Below are 17,004 nucleotides of genomic sequence, written 5' to 3'. Positions count from 1 at the left end.
CGCTATAGGGTTGACGGCTGCCCAGTGCCGTTAAGAAGGGGGCCTCGGTGGCCGCGCAGGATGCCGCTGTCGAATCGCTGCGGGACCGGGAAATCGGTGTCGAGCAAGAGCATCTCGACCGTGTTTATCACCGCCTCGAAGAGAAGATCCACGAGGCGGAATTCCTCATGAACGACGCCGTGAAGCGCGGCCAGGTCGGTACCCCCGGCGCGCTCGCGGAGCGGGACGCCCAGGTGTTCCGGGCGGGGATCCACCTCAACCGGCTGAACAGCGAGTTCGAGGACTTCCTCTTCGGGCGGATCGATCTGCTGCTCGGCAAGGACGGGGAGCGCGGTCCGGACGGCGCGTACACCTCCGTGGAGCCGGCCGACGACTCCGTACGCGACGACGCCACCGCCGATATCGCGGAGACGCTCCACATCGGCCGGATCGGAGTCCTGGACTCCGACTACGCGCCGCTGGTGATCGACTGGCGGGCCCCGGCCGCCGCCCCGTTCTACCGCTCCACCCCGAAGGACCCGGGCCGTGTGGTACGCCGCCGGGTCATCCGCTCCAAGGGCCGCAAGGTCCTCGGGGTCGAGGACGACCTGATGCGCCCGGAGCTGACGGCGTTCCTGGACGGCGAGAAGCTGCCGGTCATCGGGGACGGCGCGCTGATGGCGGCGCTCGGCCAGGCCCGCAGCCACACCATGCGGGACATCGTCTCCTCCATCCAGGCCGAACAGGACCTGGTCATCCGGGCCCCCGCCGCCTCCGTCACCGAGGTCACCGGCGGCCCCGGCACCGGCAAGACCGCCGTCGCCCTGCACCGGGCGGCGTATCTGCTCTACCAGGACCGGCGGCGGTACGCGGGCGGCATCCTGATCGTCTCGCCCACCCCGCTCCTGGTCGCGTACACCGAAGGGGTGCTGCCCTCGCTCGGCGAGGAGGGCCAGGTCGCGATCCGCGCGATCGGCTCGCTCTCCGACGACGCGGCGGGCCTGGAAGGGGCCACCGCTTACGACGAACCGGCCGTGGCCCGGGTCAAGGGCTCCTCCCGGATGCTCCACGTGCTGCGCAAGGCGGCCCGGGGCGCCCTGGAGATCCCACCGCCGGTGAACGAGGGCGGTCAGCTCGCCTTCGGGGACGAGCCCGCGCAGTCGGCCGCCCCGGCCACCCCCACCCGGCTGCGCGTCGTCGCCTTCGGGGCCCGGATCGAGTTGGAGGCGGACGAGCTCAAGCGCATCCGGCACAACGCGCTGGGCGGCACCGCACCGGTCAACCTGCTGCGCCCGCGCGCCCGCAAGCTGCTGCTGGACGCCCTGTGGAACAGGTCCTCCGGGCGTGGCCGCTACACCGACCCGGAGCTGATCGCGGAGCTGCGCTCCTCGTTCGACGAGGACGTCTCCACCGAGACCCCGTTCCTGGAGTTCCTCGACGCCTGGTGGCCCGAGCTGACGCCCCGCCGGGTGCTGGCCGCGATGGCCGACGAACGGCGGCTCGGCCGCTGGTCCCGGCGCATCCTCAACCAGGGCGAGGCGCGCCGCCTGGCCCGCTCCCTCAAGCGCCTGGACGCGGAGGGCAACGGCCCGCTCTCCGTCCACGACGTGGCGCTCCTGGACGAGCTCCAGGCGCTGCTGGGCACCCCCGCCCGGCCCAAGCGCAAGCGCGAGGCCGACCCGCTGGACCAGCTCACCGGGCTGGAGGAGCTGATGCCGCAGCGCGAGGAGACGCAGTGGGAGCGGGCCGAACGGCTCGCGGCGGAGCGCACCGAGTACGCCCACGTCATCGTCGACGAGGCACAGGACCTCACCCCGATGCAGTGGCGCATGGTCGGCCGCCGAGGTCGGCACGCCACCTGGACGATCGTCGGCGACCCGGCCCAGTCCTCCTGGTCCGACCCGGACGAGGCGGCCGCGGCCCGGGACGAGGCGCTCGGCTCCCGGCCGCGCCGCCGCTTCACCCTCACCGTCAACTACCGCAACCCGGCGGAGATCGCGGAGCTGGCCGCCAAGGTGCTGGCGCTGGCCATGCCCGGCATGGAGTCCCCGGCGGCGGTCCGCTCGACCGGGGTGGTGCCGCGCTTCGAGCCGGTGCGCGACGGGGAGCTGGCCACCACGGTCCGCGAGGAGGCCGCCAGGCTGCTGGCGGAGGTGGACGGCACGGTCGGCGTGGTCGTCGCGATGAACCGGCGCGCCCAGGCCCGTGAGTGGCTCGCGGAGCTGGGGGAGCGGGTGGTGGCGCTGGGCAGCCTGGAGGCCAAGGGGCTGGAGTACGACGCCACGGTGGTCGTCTCGCCCGCGGAGATCGCGGACGAGTCCCCGGCCGGGCTGCGCGTGCTGTACGTGGCGCTGACCCGGGCGACGCAGCAGCTCACGGTGGTCTCGGGGGAGCGGGACATGCCGGACGAGGACGGGGTGCCGGACCTGCTCAGGGACTGATGCCCGCGGTGCCGGCGGGCTGACGCGGAAGGGTTCGGAGAGTCAACCCGGCGCACGGGAATCACTTTTCCGGGGTCTTTGTTACCTTGGTACTGGCACCGGCTCGATCCAAGCCCCCGGGCCCAACCTTCGTCGCTTCGAGCGACCACTTGCCGCGAGGCGAGCATGGCGGGTCGGTGCCACCTCAACGAAAAAGACAGACCCGCGCCACCTTCCGGTGGCGCGGGTCTGTTCTCGTTGTGGGCGGTCCGGCGGCTTTCCGGCCCGTTGGGGGTTCCGCCGAACGGGTGATCTCTCGTATGGTGGAAACTACTTTCCGAAAGACGGCAGTCATTACCGGCTACCAGTCGGTAGGTGCGACGATCGGAAAGCACATCCGGAACCCACCCTCCGGATGTGCGGCAATGAAGCTAAGGAAAGCGAAGGACTCGGCCATGGCAACGGCGCCCAGCGTCTCGTACTCGATGACGGTCAGGCTGGAGGTGCCCGCGAGCGGTACCGCGGTCTCCCAGCTCACCACGGCCGTCGAGTCCTCCGGGGGCTCGGTCACCGGCCTCGACGTCACCGCGTCCGGCCACGAGAAGCTGCGGATCGACGTCACCATCGCCGCCACCTCCACCTCGCACGCGGACGAGATCGTCGAAGGTCTGCGCGACATCGAGGGCGTCGTGCTGGGCAAGGTCTCCGACCGTACGTTCCTCATGCACCTCGGCGGCAAGATCGAGATGGCGTCCAAGCACCCCATCCGCAACCGTGACGACCTGTCGATGATCTACACCCCCGGGGTCGCCCGGGTCTGCATGGCCATCGCCGAGAACCCCGAGGACGCGCGCCGTCTCACCATCAAGCGCAACTCCGTCGCAGTTGTGACGGACGGCTCCGCCGTGCTCGGCCTCGGCAACATCGGCCCGAAGGCCGCGCTGCCCGTCATGGAGGGCAAGGCGGCCCTCTTCAAGCGCTTCGCCGGCATCGACGCCTGGCCGATCTGCCTGGACACCCAGGACACCGACGCCATCGTCGAGATCGTCAAGGCCATCGCCCCCGGCTTCGCGGGCATCAACCTGGAGGACATCTCCGCCCCCCGCTGCTTCGAGATCGAGGCCCGGCTGCGCGAGGCCCTCGACATCCCCGTCTTCCACGACGACCAGCACGGCACCGCGATCGTCGTACTCGCCGCCCTCACCAACGCCCTGCGCGTGGTGGGGAAGAACATCGGCGACGTACGGGTCGTCATGTCCGGCGCGGGCGCGGCCGGAACGGCCATCCTGAAGCTGCTCATCGCGGCGGGCGTCAAGCACGCGGTGGTCGCCGACATCCACGGAGTGGTGCACGCCGGACGCGAGGACCTGGTCGCCGCCGACCCCGACTCGCCGCTGCGCTGGATCGCCGACAACACCAACCCCGAGGGCGTCACCGGCACCCTCAGGCAGGCGGTCGTCGGAGCCGACGTCTTCATCGGCGTCTCCGCCCCGAACGTGCTGAACGGCGACGACGTCGCCGCGATGGCGGACGATGCGATCGTGTTCGCGCTCGCGAACCCGGACCCCGAGGTCGACCCCGCGATCGCCCGGCAGACGGCCGCGGTCGTCGCCACCGGCCGCTCGGACTTCCCCAACCAGATCAACAACGTGCTGGTCTTCCCGGGTGTCTTCCGCGGTCTGCTGGACGCTCAGTCCCGCACCGTCAACACGGAGATGATGCTCGCCGCTGCCGGCGCCCTCGCCGACGTGGTGGCCGAGGACGAGATCAACGCGAACTACATCATCCCCTCGGTCTTCAACGACAAGGTCGCGGGCGCGGTCGCCGGAGCCGTACGGGCCGCCGCGAAGGCCGCCGGCGTCACCGCGGGCGCCCCCTCCCCGGCCGTCTGACGCGGCCGTTTCGGCGCCCTTTCAGGGGGTACGCGCGAAGTACCCCGGGCCGCACCCGCCCGTGCCGTACGGCGCGTCGCGGGTCGCGGCGCCCCAAACGCCCCTTTAGGGTGGGCGGGCAGTGGGCCCTGCGGGGCCCGGCATCCGCTGCGGACCGCTCGGCCAAGTCGACGGAGCGTCACCACGAGCAAACCGTGGCGCTTTTCATTGACCCCGAAGGGTTCCGGATTGGCTTTCCCGCCGCTGGTGGGGGCAGGATGCGTAATCGGGCGAGAGGGTCTGACATCAGACCCGGGTCCGGGGACTGTCAGAGGGCCCTGGCAGCATCGGCTTCGATCTCACGCCTCACAGGCAAGAAGAACACGGGAGTAACAACATGAACCGCAGTGAGCTGGTGGCCGCCCTGGCCGACCGCGCCGAGGTGACTCGCAAGGACGCCGACGCCGTGCTGGCCGCGCTCGCCGAGACCGTCGGTGAGATCGTCGCCAAGGGCGACGAGAAGGTCACCATCCCCGGTTTCCTGACCTTCGAGCGCACCCACCGTGCCGCTCGCACCGCTCGCAACCCGCAGACCGGCGACCCGATCAACATCCCCGCCGGCTACAGCGTGAAGGTCTCCGCGGGCTCGAAGCTCAAGGAAGCCGCCAAGGGCAAGTAACCCCCAGGCGCGACGAGGGCGGCCACTCCCGACCAGGGGTGGCCGCCCTTGCGCATGCCAGGGGCACATGCGCCCCGTGGAGCCCCGTCGGCCGTCCGGGGGTCCGGGAACTCACGGATGCATCCGCGCGCCCTTCAGGACCTTGTCCACGGCGTTCCGCGGCCCGTACACGGCCAGACCCACCAGGTCCAGCGAGCCCCGCCCCACCGCCCGCACCGCCGCGCGGTTGTCCCGGTCGTTGCCCGTGCCGAACAGGTCCGAGGTGAACACGGCCGCCGTCAGGGACCGGGAGAGCGCCTTCGTGTGCGCCGCGGTCAGAGTCTCCTTCGCCCCCTCGAAGACCAGCACCGGCTGCCGCAGCATCGGCAGGTACGCGGTCGCGTCGGCGTCCTCGTAGGGCTCGCCGATCACCTCCGGCGCCGCCGTCCCCAGGCCGCTCACCAGGAAGGCGGTCACGTTCAGCCGCTGCCAGGTCTCCAGGTCGTCGCGGAGCAGCACCGCGATCTTCGTGTCGAAACGGACGGGTGCGGTCTCGTCGCCGCTCGCGTTCCCGAGCGTGTCTCCCATGGCGTTCTCGTACGTGTTTCCCATGGGCCGAGACTGGCCGACGCCCCGCCGGCCCGTCTTGTACGTTCTTGGCGTGACCCGCGCGAGCCGCCCGCAGGAGATCTCGGCCTGGCGACCGTCCGTCGCCGGGGTCGTGGAGGTCTTCCATGCCCGCTTCACCGAGCACGCCTACCCCATGCACGTCCACGACGCCTGGACGCTCCTGATCGTCGACGACGGGGCCGTCCGCTACGACCTGGACCGCCACCGGCACGGCACCCCGGACGGCACCGTCAGCCTGCTGCCGCCGCAGGTACCGCACAACGGTTCGCCCGCCACCCCGGAGGGCTTCCGCAAACGGGTGCTCTATCTGGACATGAGCCACCTCGACGCGAGCCTCATCGGACCCGCCGTGGACACCCCGGACCTGGCGGACCCGCTGCTGCGCGCCCGCGTCGCCCGGCTGCACACCGCCCTCGCGGATCCGGGCGACGCGCTGGAGGCGGAGAGCCGCCTGGCGTTCGTCGGGGAGCGGCTGCGCGGCCATCTGCGGCCCGTGGAAGCCCCGGAGCACCCCCGGCCGGGTCCGGGGGTCGCCCGGGACCTGCGCGAGCTGCTGGACGAGCGGCTGCGGGAGGGCATCACGCTCGCCGAGGCCGCCCGGCTGGTCCACGCGCACCCGACCCATCTCGTACGGGCCTTCAGCGCGGCCTACGCGATGCCGCCCCACCAGTACGTGACGGCCCGCCGGGTCGACCTCGCCCGCCGCCTGCTGCTGGAGGGCGTGCCGCCGGGGGAGGCGGCCGGCGCGGTCGGCTTCCACGACCAGTCCCACCTCACCCGGCACTTCAAGCGGATCGCGGGCACCACCCCGGGCCGGTTCGCGCGGTCCCGGACGGCACGGTGCCCCGGCCCTCCGTGAGGACCGGGGCACCCGTTCGCGCAGTGCTGTGTGCGGCAGCACTGAGCGGGGTCAGACCAGGGAACCGCCCGGCAGCTCCACCTTCGCGCCGAGCTTCTCCAGCTTCTCCATGAAGTTCTCGTAACCGCGGTTGATGAGATCGATGCCGTGCACCCGGGAGGTGCCCTGCGCCGCCAGCGCCGCGATCAGGTACGAGAAACCGCCCCGGAGGTCCGGGATGACCAGGTCCGCGCCCTGCAGCTTCGTCGGTCCGGAGACGACCGCCGAGTGCAGGAAGTTGCGCTGACCGAAGCGGCAGTCGGAGCCGCCCAGGCACTCGCGGTACAGCTGGATGTGCGCGCCCATCTGGTTGAGCGCGGAGGTGAAGCCGAGCCGCGACTCGTACACCGTCTCGTGGACGATCGACAGGCCCGCGGCCTGCGTCAGCGCCACCACCAGCGGCTGCTGCCAGTCGGTCTGGAAGCCGGGGTGCACGTCCGTCTCCAGCGCGATGGCGTTGAGCGCGCCGCCCGGGTGCCAGAAGCGGATGCCCTCGTCGTCGATCTCGAACGCGCCGCCGACCTTGCGGTAGGTGTTCAGGAAGGTCATCATCGAGCGCTGCTGGGCGCCGCGCACATAGATGTTGCCCTCGGTCGCCAGCGCCGCCGACGCCCAGGAGGCCGCCTCCAGGCGGTCCGGGATCGCCCGGTGGGTGTATCCGTCGAGCTTGTCGACCCCGGTGATCCGGATGGTCCGGTCGGTGTCCATGGAGATGATCGCGCCCATCTTCTGCAGTACGCAGATGAGGTCCTCGATCTCCGGCTCGACGGCCGCGTTGGACAGCTCGGTGACGCCCTCGGCGAGGACGGCGGTGAGCAGCACCTGCTCGGTGGAGCCCACCGAGGGGTACGGCAGCCGGATCTTGGTGCCGCGAAGCCGCTGCGGGGCCTCCAGGTACTGGCCGTCGGCCCGCTTCTCGATGGTCGCGCCGAACTGGCGCAGCACCTCGAAGTGGAAGTCGATCGGCCGGCCGCCGATGTCGCAGCCGCCCAGGCCCGGGATGAAGGCGTGGCCGAGGCGGTGCAGCAGGGGGCCGCAGAAGAGGATCGGGATGCGCGACGAACCCGCGTGGGCATCGATGTCGGCGACGTTGGCCGACTCGACGTGCGAGGGGTCGAGGATCAGTTCGCCCGGCTCGTCGCCGGGGCGGACGGTGACGCCGTGCAGCTGGAGGAGCCCCCGGACCACCCGTACGTCACGGATGTCGGGAACGTTGCGGAGGCGGCTGGGCCCGCTGCCGAGCAGCGCGGCGACCATGGCCTTCGGCACCAGGTTCTTGGCGCCTCGGACGCGGATCTCGCCCTCCAGCGGGGTGCCGCCGTGGACAAGCAGGACATCGTCTGTGCCGGTCATGTATCTCGCGTTCCGGAGTGGTCGGGCAGGGGGCCAACGAAAAGGGTAATGGCCTCCTACCCCCCTTCCGTAAGGCGAAGGGGGGTGTACGAACGTCATGAATCCGCCACAACACCCTCTGCGCATCCGATCTTGCGGAGGGTTACCGTCCGGATGGCCCACAGCGTCCCCGCCGGACGGTGCGCTCCCCGTGCCTCCGTGCGCCCTGAGCTGCGCTCGCTCTCCTGAGGGCGGCATCACGCCGACTCGCCTCCCGTGAAGGGCGAAGATGCGGGATCATTCGTGCCATGACCGAGGTGTCCTCGCTCACAGGGCGACTGCTCGTGGCCGCACCCGCCCTCACGGACCCGAATTTCGACCGCGCGGTGGTGCTGCTCCTCGACCACGACGAGGAGGGCTCCCTCGGCGTGGTCCTCAACCGCCCGACCCCGGTCGGCGTCGGCGACATCCTCGCGTCCTGGGCCGCCCTGACCGGTGAGCCGGACGTCGTCTTCCAGGGCGGTCCGGTCTCGCTCGACTCCGCGCTCGGCGTGGCCGTGATCCCCGGCGACGAGGGCCCGCTCGGCTGGCGGCGGGTGCACGGGGCGATCGGCCTGGTCGATCTGGAGACCCCGCCGGAGCTGCTCGGCCCCGCCCTCGGCTCGCTGCGGATCTTCGCCGGGTACGCGGGCTGGGGCCCCGGTCAACTGGAGGGCGAGCTGACCGAGGGCGCGTGGTACGTGGTCGAGTCCGAGCCCGGCGACGTCTCCTCCCCGCGCCCCGAGCAGCTCTGGCGTGCGGTGCTCCGCCGCCAGCGCAGCGAGCTCGCGATGATCGCCACGTATCCGGACGACCCTTCACTCAACTGATCCCCGTCTCTTTCAGTACCCTTGGCGGTTATGAGCACTCTTGAGCCCGATCGCGGGGCAGGTACGGGGACCCTCGTCGAGCCGACGCCGCAGGTGTCGAGGGGCGACGGCGACCACGAGCGCTACGCCCATTACGTCCAGAAGGACAAGATCATGGCGAGCGCCCTGGAGGGCACTCCCGTGGTCGCGCTGTGCGGAAAGGTCTGGGTGCCGGGGCGCGACCCCAAGAAGTACCCGGTCTGTCCCATGTGCAAGGAGATCTACGAGTCCATGGGTGCCGGCGGCGACAAGGACAAGGGCAAGGGCGGCGGCAAGGACAAGAAGTAGGTCCGGCTCCCGCACTCGCTGAAAGGCCCCCGGGGCGTGCGACACCGCACGCCCCGGGGGCCTTCTCCGTGCTCGCTCACGGAAGGTGACGGTTCGGTCGCGTTGCACGGGCTGCATCCGCTGGTCACAGAGTGGTCGAGACCACTTGTCGTCACCGGAGCGCAGGCCTACTCTCCTGCCAGTTGTGCAGAACGAAACGCACGTTGCACATGATGCAACGCTTGACCGGTAGGGGTTCCGGATGAAGCTTTCTGCCCGAATTGCCGCCCCCGTCGCGGCGCTTGTGCTGGCCGGCCTCACCGCCACCGCCTGTGCGCCGCAGACCTCCGACACGAGTGCGAAGGGTGACGACAAGAGCGGCACGCTCCGTGTCTGGCTCTTCCAGGAGGTCGGCAACAAGCCCAAGGAGAAGGTCGTCGACGCGGCCGTCGCCGAATTCGAGAAGGCCCACGAGGGCGCGAAGGTCGAGATCGAGTACATACCCGTCGACACCCGCGCGCAGCGCATCAAGGCCGCGTTCAACGACCCCGAGAGCGCCCCGGACCTCATCGAGTACGGCAACAGCGACACCGCCGGGTACGTCAAGGACGGCGGACTCGCCGACATCACCGAGGAGTTCGGCGCCTGGGACGAGGCCAAGGACACCGACCCGATCGCCAAGCAGTCCGTCACCGTCGGCGGCAAGGTCTACGGCGCGCCCTTCTTCGTCGGCGTCCGGGCCCTCTACTACCGCACCGACGTCTTCAAGGACCTCGGCATCGATCCCCCCAAGTCCCAGGACGAGCTGATCTCCACCGCCAAGAAGATCCGCAAGGCCAAGCCCGACCTCTACGGCCTCGCGGTCGGCGGCGCGTACACCTACGGCGCGATGCCCTTCATCTGGGCCAACGGCGGCGAACTCGCGGGCGAGACCGACGGCACGTACAAGTCCGGCATCAACAGCGAGAAGTCCCGCAAGGGCATCGAGGCGTACACCTCCCTCTTCGGCGACGACAACTGTCCGGCCGCCAAGTGCGCGTCCATGGGCGGCAACGCCACCGTGACCGCCTTCGCCTCCGGCAAGGCCGCCATGGCCATCGGCGGCGACTTCAGCCACGCGGCCGTCGAGGCGGGCGCCGTCAAGGGCAAGTACGCCGTCGTGCCGCTGCCCGGCGTCGCGGAGAACTCCATCGCCCCGGCCTTCGCGGGCGGCAACAACCTCGGCGTCCTCAAGAGCAGTTCGCACCGCACCCTCGCCGTCGACCTGATGAAGTCGCTGTCCGGCAAGAAGACCCAGGCCCAGATGTTCGACGCGATGGGCTTCCTGCCCACCTACACCGACGTCCGGGACAACGCCGCGAAGAAGGAGCCCTTCGTCGCCCCGTTCGTCCAGACCCTCGGCGCGGGCGCCAAGTTCGTCCCCGCCTCGCCCGCCTGGGGCCAGATCGACGCCTCGCTGATCCTGCCGACGATGTTCCAGGAGATCGTCTCCGGCCGTAAGGACGTGGCGAAGGCCTCGGACGACGCGGCGAAGAAGATGGACGCGGCCTTCACCGAAGCCGGCTGACGATGACCACGCACACCTCACCGCTCAAGGCCCCGCCCGCCGGCGGGGCCGGGGCGGCCGGCACCACTCCGGCCGCCCGCCCGCCCCGGCGCGGCCGGTCCGTGTCCCCCAGGGGGCACTCCGGCTGGACCCCCTGGCTCTACCTCCTGCCGGCCCTCGTCCTGCTCGCCGGACTGCTGGTCTACCCGATCTACCAGCTCGGCCTGATCTCGTTCCTGGAGTACACCCAGGCCCAGGTCAGCGGCGGCGAACCCACCACCTTCCAGGGCTTCGGCAACTACGCGACCCTCTTCAACGACAGCCAGTTCTGGCAGGTCCTCCTCGCCACCGTGCTCTTCGCGGCGGCCTGCGTGATCTCCACCCTGTTCGTCGGCTGCGCACTCGCCGTCCTGCTCACCCGCGTCCGCGCGCTGCCCCGGCTGGCGCTGATGATGGCCGCCCTCGGCGCCTGGGCGACCCCCGCGATCACCGGCTCCACCGTCTGGGTCTTCCTCTTCGACCCCGACTTCGGGCCGGTCAACAAGGTGCTGGGACTCGGCGACTTCTCCTGGACGTACGGCCGCTACAGCGCCTTCGCGCTCGTCCTCCTCGAAGTCCTGTGGTGCTCGTTCCCGTTCGTGATGGTCACCGTGTACGCGGGCATCCGGGCCATCCCCACCGAGGTGCTGGAGGCCGCCTCGCTGGACGGCGCATCGCAGTGGCGGATCTGGCGCACCATCATGGCGCCGATGCTCAAGCCCATCCTGATCGTCGTCACCATCCAGTCGATCATCTGGGACTTCAAGGTCTTCACCCAGATCTACGTCATGACCAACGGCGGCGGTATCGCCGGCCAGAACCTGGTGCTGAACGTGTACGCGTACCAGAAGGCGTTCGCGTCCTCGCAGTACAGCCTCGGATCGGCGATCGGCGTCGTGATGCTGGTGATCCTGCTGGCCGTCACGCTGGTCTATCTGCGCCTGGTGAGGCGCCAGGGGGAGGAACTGTGAGCGCACGCACGCTCCTGCGCGTCAAGCGGCCCGGCAGGCTGATGGCCGAGGCCGCCGCCCTGCTCATCGCCGTCACGGTCGCCTTCCCGCTGTACTGGATGGTGCTCTCCGCCTTCAAACCGGCCGGCGAGATCCAGTCCACCGAGGCCCGCCCCTGGACGCTCGCCCCCTCACTCGACTCGTTCCGCCGGGTCTTCGAGCAGCAGGACTTCGGCCGCTACTTCCTCAACAGCCTGCTGGTGGCCGGGACCGTCGTCGTCCTCTCCGCGCTGATCGCCTTCCTGGCCGCCACCGCCGTGACACGCTTCCGCTTCACGTTCCGCACCACGCTGCTGATCATGTTCCTGGTGGCGCAGATGGTGCCGGTGGAGGCGCTGACCATCCCGCTGTTCTTCCTGATGCGGGACTTCGGCCAGCTGAACACGCTCGGCTCACTGATCCTGCCGCACCTCGCCTTCTCGCTGCCGTTCGCCATCTGGATGCTGCGCGGCTTCGTCAAGGCCGTCCCCGAGGCCCTGGAGGAGGCCGCCTACATCGACGGTGCCGGCCGTACGCGGTTCCTGTGGCAGATCCTCTTCCCGCTGGTCTTCCCCGGGCTGGTCGCCACGAGCGTCTTCTCCTTCATCACCACCTGGAACGACTTCCTGTTCGCGAAGTCGTTCATCATCAGCGACACCTCCCAGTCGACGCTGCCGATGGCGCTGCTGGTCTTCTTCAAGCCGGACGAGAACGACTGGGGAGGGATCATGGCAGCCTCGACCGTGATGACCATCCCCGTCCTGGTCTTCTTCGTACTCGTACAGCGACGCCTCGTCTCCGGACTGGGCGGAGCGGTTAAGGACTGACGTCATGACACCCGAGAAATCCCCCTCCCCGGGCACCGTGGACGCCTCGGCCCTCGGTCTGATCCCAGCCCCGCGCACCCTGACCGCGGCCGCCGCCGGGCCGTACCCGCTCGGCTACCGGACCCCGCTGACCGCCGGACCGGGCACCGAAGGAGTCGCCCGCTGGCTGCGCGCCACCCTCGGCCCGTCCACCGGACTGCCCCTGCCCGAGGGCGACGGCACCGGCACGGGGGCGGGCGACGGCTCCGGAACGGGCTCGACCGGACAGGGCATCGTGCTGGCGCTCGACGAGTCGCTCGCCCCCGAGGGCTACCGTCTGGCCGTCGAGGCGAACGCCGTACGCGTCACGGGCGGCACGGCGGCGGGCGTCTTCCGGGGCGCGCAGACCCTCCGTCAGCTCCTCGGCCCCGACGCCTTCCGCCGCGCCCCCCTCACCCCCGGCCGCACCTGGGAGGTCCCGCCGGTCGTCGTCGAGGACGAACCCCGCTTCGGCTGGCGCGGCATGATGCTCGACGTCTCCCGGCACTTCCTGCCCAAGGACGACGTCCTGCGCTACCTGGACCTTCTCGCCGCCCACAAGCTGAACGTCTTCCACTTCCACCTCACCGACGACCAGGGCTGGCGCATCGAGATCAAGCGCTACCCGCGCCTCACCGAGGTCGGCTCCTGGCGCGCGCGCACCAAATACGGCCACCGGGCCTCCGAGCTGTGGGACGAGACCCCCTACGGCGGCTTCTACACCCAGGACGACATCCGCGAGATCGTCTCCTACGCCGCCGAGCGGCATATCCGGGTCGTCCCCGAGATCGACATCCCGGGCCACTCACAGGCCGCGATCAGCGCGTACCCCGAGCTGGGCAACACCGACGTCATCGACACCACCACCCTCTCCGTCTGGGACACCTGGGGCGTCAGCCCGAACGTACTCGCCCCCACCGACACCACCCTGCGCTTCTTCGAGGGCGTCCTGGAAGAGGTGCTGGAGCTCTTCCCCGCCGCGACCTCGCCCTTCGTCCACATGGGCGGCGACGAGTGCCCCAAGGACCAGTGGAAGGAGTCCCCGCTCGCCCAGGCCCGGATCGCCGAACTCGGCGTCAAGGACGAGGACGGCCTCCAGTCCTGGTTCATCCGGCATTTCGACGCCTGGCTCACCGCCCGGGGCCGCCGCCTCATCGGCTGGGACGAGATCCTCGAAGGCGGCCTCGCCGAAGGGGCCGCGGTCTCCTCCTGGCGCGGTTACGGCGGCGGCATCGCGGCCGCCGAGGCCGGGCACGACGTGGTCATGTGCCCCGAACAGCAGGTGTATCTGGACCACCGTCAGGACGGCGGCCCCGACGAGCCGATGCCCATCGGGTACGTACGGACCCTGGAGGACGTCTACCGCTTCGAGCCCGTCCCGCCGGGCCTGAGCGAGGAGGCGGCCCGTCACATCCTGGGCACCCAGGCCAACGTGTGGACCGAGGTCATGCAGAACCGGGCCCGCGTCGACTACCAGGTCTTCCCACGCCTCGCCGCCTTCGCCGAGGTCGCCTGGTCCGCCCTGCCCGCCCCGGCCGACCGGGACTTCGCCGCCTTCGACGCCCGGATGCGGGCCCACTACGCCCGCCTCGACGCCCTCGGCGTCGACTACCGCCCGCCGGGCGGCCCGTACCCCCGCCAGCAGCGCCCCGGCGTCCTCGGCTTCCCGCGGGAGGGGGAGCCTCCGGTGGTGTGACCCGAGCACCGACCCCGTCGGCCGCAGCCGTCCTCCGGAAGCCCTCCGGAACCGCTGCGGCCGACGCGCGTCCGGGAACGGATCCGGAGCGCGAACCGTATAAGTCGTACAAGCCTCGCTGAAGAGTGGCAATTCACCTTCCCCGCCGAAGACATGCGAAACCGGAACATCCCGCAGGTCAGGGACGGATCCACCCTTCGCGGACCCTCGCGCCGGTCCGATCGGAAGATGTGCCAGAGTTGCCACGTCCGGGCTGTGAACACGTACCGTACGGCGGAACAGGCCAGAGCGCCGGGAGACCGGGAAGGGGCAGCTGGGTTGACCACGCACGCACCGCAGGCGATGCAGTCGGTGACGCTGCCGGCCTCGTTGGACGAGGCCGTGGCGGCTCTCGGCGCCATGCCCGCAGCCGTTCCGGTTGCCGGGGGCACGGACCTGATGGCAGCCGTCAACAAGGGGCTGCTGCGCCCCTCCGGCCTGGTCGGCCTCGGCCGGATCAGCGAGCTGCGCGGCTGGCACTACCAGGACGGACACGCGCTCCTGGGTGCCGGACTCACCCACGCCCGGATGGGCCGCCCGGACTTCGCCGCCCTCATCCCCGCCCTCGCCGCATCCGCCCGCGCCGCCGGCCCGCCCCAGATCCGTAACGCGGGCACGCTCGGCGGCAACATCGTCACCTCCGCGCCGACCGGCGACGCCCTGCCTGTGCTCGCCGCGCTGGAGGCCGAGCTCGTCATCGCGGGCCCCGCCGGCGCCCGCCGCGAGATCCCCGTCTCGCACCTGCTGGCGGGCCGCGAGCTGCTGGAGCCCGCGGAGCTGATCGGCTTCGTCCGCGTACCGCTGCTGCACGCCCCGCAGGTGTTCCTGAAGGCCACCGGCCGCACCGGCCCCGGCCGCGCCACCGCGTCCGTCGCGATCGTCCTGGACCCGGCCCGCCGGGGCGTGCGCTGCGCGGTCGGCGCCATCGCCCCGATGCCGCTGCGCCCGCTGGAGGCGGAGCAGTGGATCGCCTCGCTGATCGACTGGGACGGTGAGCGGGGCCTGGCCCCCGACGCGCTGGCCGCCTTCGGCGAGTACGTCGCCGCGGCCTGCATCCCGGACCACGCACCACCGGCCGACGGATCAGAGGCCCCGCCGCTGTCCCCGGCCGTCCTGCACCTGCGGCGCACGGTCGCCGCGCTCGCCCGACGCGCGCTGGGGAGGGCACTGTCGTGAGCAATGAGGAAAACCCCCACCAGCAGCAGGGGCAGGGCCACTCCGAGGGCCCGGACCCCCGGTACGGCGGCTGGGAGCCGACCCCGCAGGGCGACGGCTTCGACGCCGACGCCACCGCGGCCGACGCCACCGCCTTCGTCCACCTCCCGCCGGAGGACCTGGCGAACATTCCCCTGGCCGCGCCGGGTCAGGGGTACGTCCCGCCGATGATCCTGCCGCTGACCCCGGCCGCCGGTCTGGACCCGGCGGCGACGGGCAGCTGGGTCATCCAGACGCAGGCCCAGCAGGCGCAGGCGGAGCAGCGCGCCCAGGAGGCGGCGGCCGCGCACGAGGCCGCCGCGCAGGAGACCGGCGCGATCCACTGGCCGGACCCGAACCAGCAGGGCGGCGTGCCCAGCGCCTACCAGGGCCCGTACGAGGGCACCTCGCACGCCACGGCCCAGTGGAACTTCACCGAGGCCCTGGGGGAGACGGCACAGGCTGCGCCGGAGGCGACGGGGGAGTCCGACGCGTCGGCCCACACGGTCCACACGGGTTACTCCGGCCACACGGGTCAGTGGACGATCCCGGTCGCGGACGGGGACCTGCCGGACGAATCGGGCGAGTTCCCGGCGTCGGCGCACACCCCGCAGTGGTACGCGGACAGCGCCCGCCCGGCGACGCTGCCCGGCGGCGCGCCCGCCCCCTGGGCGACACCGGAACCGGAGGCCGCGCCCGTACCGGAGGCGGCACCGGAAGCCGAGCCGGAAGCCGAGGCCGAGGGGGCCGTATCCGAGCTGGGCGCAGCGGGGGCACCCCCGGCGGCGGAAGCGGACCCGAACGCGGAAGCGGAGACGGAAGCGGAGGCACCGTCGTACACCGCCCCCACCGCAACCGAAACCGAGACCGCCGACCTCACCGCCCCCACCGACGAGGCCCCCGCTCCCACCGAAGAGACCCCCGCCCTCCCCGTCGAGGCCCTTGCCCCCACCGACGAGGCTTTTGCCCTCCCCGACGAGGCCCTAGCCCCCACCGACGAGGCTCTTGCCCTCCCCGGCGTACCGAGCGAGCACCCCGCCGCGTCCTACCTGCTCCATGTGAACGGCGTGGACCGCCCGGTCAGCGACGCCTGGATCGGCGAGTCCCTGCTCTACGTGCTCCGCGAGCGCCTGGGCCTGGCCGGGGCCAAGGACGGCTGCTCGCAGGGCGAGTGCGGCGCGTGCAACGTCCAGGTCGACGGCCGGCTGGTCGCCTCCTGCCTGGTGCCCGCGGCCACGGCGGCGGGCAGCGAGGTGCGTACGGTCGAGGGCCTGGCCGTCGACGGCGAACCCTCCGACGTCCAGCGCGCCCTGTCCGCCTGCGGAGCCGTCCAGTGCGGCTTCTGCATCCCCGGCATGGCGATGACCGTCCACGACCTGCTGGAGGGCAACCACGCCCCCACCGAGTTGGAGACCCGCCAGGCGCTCTGCGGCAACCTCTGCCGCTGTTCCGGCTACCGGGGCGTGCTCGACGCGGTCGCGGACGTCGTCGCGGCCCGCGAGGCGAACGCCGAGGCGGCGGCCACGGCGGCCCCGGACGAGGCGTGCATCCCGCACCAGGCCGAGCCGGGCAGCGGCGGCGTGCAGCAGGGTTCCCACCCGCACGAGGGAGAGGCGCTGTGAGGCACGCCCGCGGCCCCGCCGTACAGCAGCGGCACACGCATCACCGGCAGCACCACGTGATCGACAAGGAG

At 71.4% G+C, this 17,004-nt stretch carries 14 protein-coding genes; 12 read left to right on the top strand and 2 right to left on the bottom strand.

The genetic code is table 11. The features are described 5' to 3' along the window. The first annotated feature begins 47 nt into the window (after positions 1-47). From CCZ36_RS11760 to CCZ36_RS11750, 3 genes are all read left to right on the top strand, one after another. Entirely contained in the window at positions 48-2,420 is a 2,373-nt protein-coding gene (locus CCZ36_RS11760) for a HelD family protein (protein ID WP_206515723.1), read from the top strand. Between the two features lie 434 nt (positions 2,421-2,854). Then, positions 2,855-4,291 (top strand): NAD-dependent malic enzyme, encoded by a 1,437-nt coding sequence (locus CCZ36_RS11755; RefSeq protein WP_128817605.1) that lies wholly within the window; start codon positions 2,855-2,857, stop codon positions 4,289-4,291. 376 nt (positions 4,292-4,667) lie between these two features. Next, positions 4,668-4,949, top strand: coding sequence for an HU family DNA-binding protein (locus CCZ36_RS11750; RefSeq protein WP_003968811.1), 282 nt, complete (start codon positions 4,668-4,670; stop codon positions 4,947-4,949). A gap of 111 nt (positions 4,950-5,060) precedes the next feature. Here the strand turns inward: CCZ36_RS11750 and CCZ36_RS11745 are convergent, their stop codons facing one another. Continuing rightward, complete coding sequence (locus CCZ36_RS11745; protein WP_443069804.1) at positions 5,061-5,540, bottom strand: DUF2000 family protein; 480 nt, start codon at positions 5,538-5,540, stop codon at positions 5,061-5,063. Here CCZ36_RS11745 and CCZ36_RS11740 point away from each other — a divergent pair. Then, positions 5,539-6,417: a helix-turn-helix domain-containing protein gene (locus CCZ36_RS11740; RefSeq protein WP_443069803.1), complete on the top strand. Its 879-nt coding sequence runs from the start codon at positions 5,539-5,541 to the stop codon at positions 6,415-6,417. The genes CCZ36_RS11745 and CCZ36_RS11740 overlap by 2 nt on opposite strands. Positions 6,418-6,468: 51 nt before the next feature. Here the strand turns inward: CCZ36_RS11740 and murA are convergent, their stop codons facing one another. Continuing rightward, positions 6,469-7,809, bottom strand: a complete 1,341-nt coding sequence (gene murA, locus CCZ36_RS11735) for a UDP-N-acetylglucosamine 1-carboxyvinyltransferase (protein WP_006124927.1) — start codon at positions 7,807-7,809, stop codon at positions 6,469-6,471. A gap of 287 nt (positions 7,810-8,096) precedes the next feature. Here murA and CCZ36_RS11730 point away from each other — a divergent pair, with 287 nt between their 5' ends. The 8 genes from CCZ36_RS11730 (at position 8,097) to CCZ36_RS11695 (ending at position 16,933) form a co-directional block, all read left to right on the top strand. Then, positions 8,097-8,657: a YqgE/AlgH family protein gene (locus CCZ36_RS11730; protein ID WP_069738965.1), complete on the top strand. Its 561-nt coding sequence runs from the start codon at positions 8,097-8,099 to the stop codon at positions 8,655-8,657. Positions 8,658-8,687: 30 nt separating this feature from the next. Then, complete coding sequence (locus tag CCZ36_RS11725) at positions 8,688-8,984, top strand: DUF3039 domain-containing protein (protein WP_006124925.1); 297 nt, start codon at positions 8,688-8,690, stop codon at positions 8,982-8,984. A gap of 241 nt (positions 8,985-9,225) precedes the next feature. Beyond that, positions 9,226-10,530, top strand: a complete 1,305-nt coding sequence (locus CCZ36_RS11720) for an extracellular solute-binding protein (RefSeq protein WP_128817604.1) — start codon at positions 9,226-9,228, stop codon at positions 10,528-10,530. Between the two features lie 2 nt (positions 10,531-10,532). Continuing rightward, positions 10,533-11,519: a carbohydrate ABC transporter permease gene (locus CCZ36_RS11715; protein ID WP_069738967.1), complete on the top strand. Its 987-nt coding sequence runs from the start codon at positions 10,533-10,535 to the stop codon at positions 11,517-11,519. Beyond that, a complete protein-coding gene (locus CCZ36_RS11710) occupies positions 11,516-12,364 on the top strand; it encodes a carbohydrate ABC transporter permease (protein ID WP_069738968.1) in 849 nt (282 codons plus the stop codon). The genes CCZ36_RS11715 and CCZ36_RS11710 overlap by 4 nt, the downstream gene beginning before the upstream one ends. A gap of 4 nt (positions 12,365-12,368) precedes the next feature. After that, positions 12,369-14,078, top strand: coding sequence for a beta-N-acetylhexosaminidase (locus tag CCZ36_RS11705; RefSeq protein ID WP_128817603.1), 1,710 nt, complete (start codon positions 12,369-12,371; stop codon positions 14,076-14,078). 318 nt (positions 14,079-14,396) lie between these two features. Continuing rightward, on the top strand, positions 14,397-15,293 hold the full coding sequence (locus CCZ36_RS11700; protein ID WP_069738970.1) for an FAD binding domain-containing protein: 897 nt from the start codon (positions 14,397-14,399) through the stop codon (positions 15,291-15,293). Then, positions 15,290-16,933: a (2Fe-2S)-binding protein gene (locus tag CCZ36_RS11695; RefSeq protein ID WP_128817602.1), complete on the top strand. Its 1,644-nt coding sequence runs from the start codon at positions 15,290-15,292 to the stop codon at positions 16,931-16,933. The genes CCZ36_RS11700 and CCZ36_RS11695 overlap by 4 nt, the downstream gene beginning before the upstream one ends. Positions 16,934-17,004: the final 71 nt, after the last annotated feature.

Source organism: Streptomyces sp. S063 (assembly GCF_002832675.1).
Lineage (GTDB): Bacteria > Actinomycetota > Actinomycetes > Streptomycetales > Streptomycetaceae > Streptomyces > Streptomyces sindenensis.
The sequence above is the reverse complement of the archived record's forward strand: the minus strand, read 5'-3'. Positions and strand labels throughout refer to the sequence as shown.

Excerpts from the sequence above, each read along its gene's own strand:
- CCZ36_RS11755 (WP_128817605.1), top strand. The coding sequence starts at position 2,855 with ATGGCAACGGCGCCCAGCGTCTCGTACTCGATGACGGTCAGGCTGGAG.
- CCZ36_RS11750 (WP_003968811.1), top strand. The coding sequence starts at position 4,668 with ATGAACCGCAGTGAGCTGGTGGCCGCCCTGGCCGACCGCGCCGAGGTG.
- CCZ36_RS11740 (WP_443069803.1), top strand. The coding sequence starts at position 5,539 with ATGGGCCGAGACTGGCCGACGCCCCGCCGGCCCGTCTTGTACGTTCTT.
- CCZ36_RS11745 (WP_443069804.1), bottom strand. The coding sequence starts at position 5,540 with ATGGGAAACACGTACGAGAACGCCATGGGAGACACGCTCGGGAACGCG.
- murA (WP_006124927.1), bottom strand. The coding sequence starts at position 7,809 with ATGACCGGCACAGACGATGTCCTGCTTGTCCACGGCGGCACCCCGCTG.
- CCZ36_RS11730 (WP_069738965.1), top strand. The coding sequence starts at position 8,097 with ATGACCGAGGTGTCCTCGCTCACAGGGCGACTGCTCGTGGCCGCACCC.
- CCZ36_RS11725 (WP_006124925.1), top strand. The coding sequence starts at position 8,688 with ATGAGCACTCTTGAGCCCGATCGCGGGGCAGGTACGGGGACCCTCGTC.
- CCZ36_RS11720 (WP_128817604.1), top strand. The coding sequence starts at position 9,226 with ATGAAGCTTTCTGCCCGAATTGCCGCCCCCGTCGCGGCGCTTGTGCTG.
- CCZ36_RS11715 (WP_069738967.1), top strand. The coding sequence starts at position 10,533 with ATGACCACGCACACCTCACCGCTCAAGGCCCCGCCCGCCGGCGGGGCC.
- CCZ36_RS11705 (WP_128817603.1), top strand. The coding sequence starts at position 12,369 with ATGACACCCGAGAAATCCCCCTCCCCGGGCACCGTGGACGCCTCGGCC.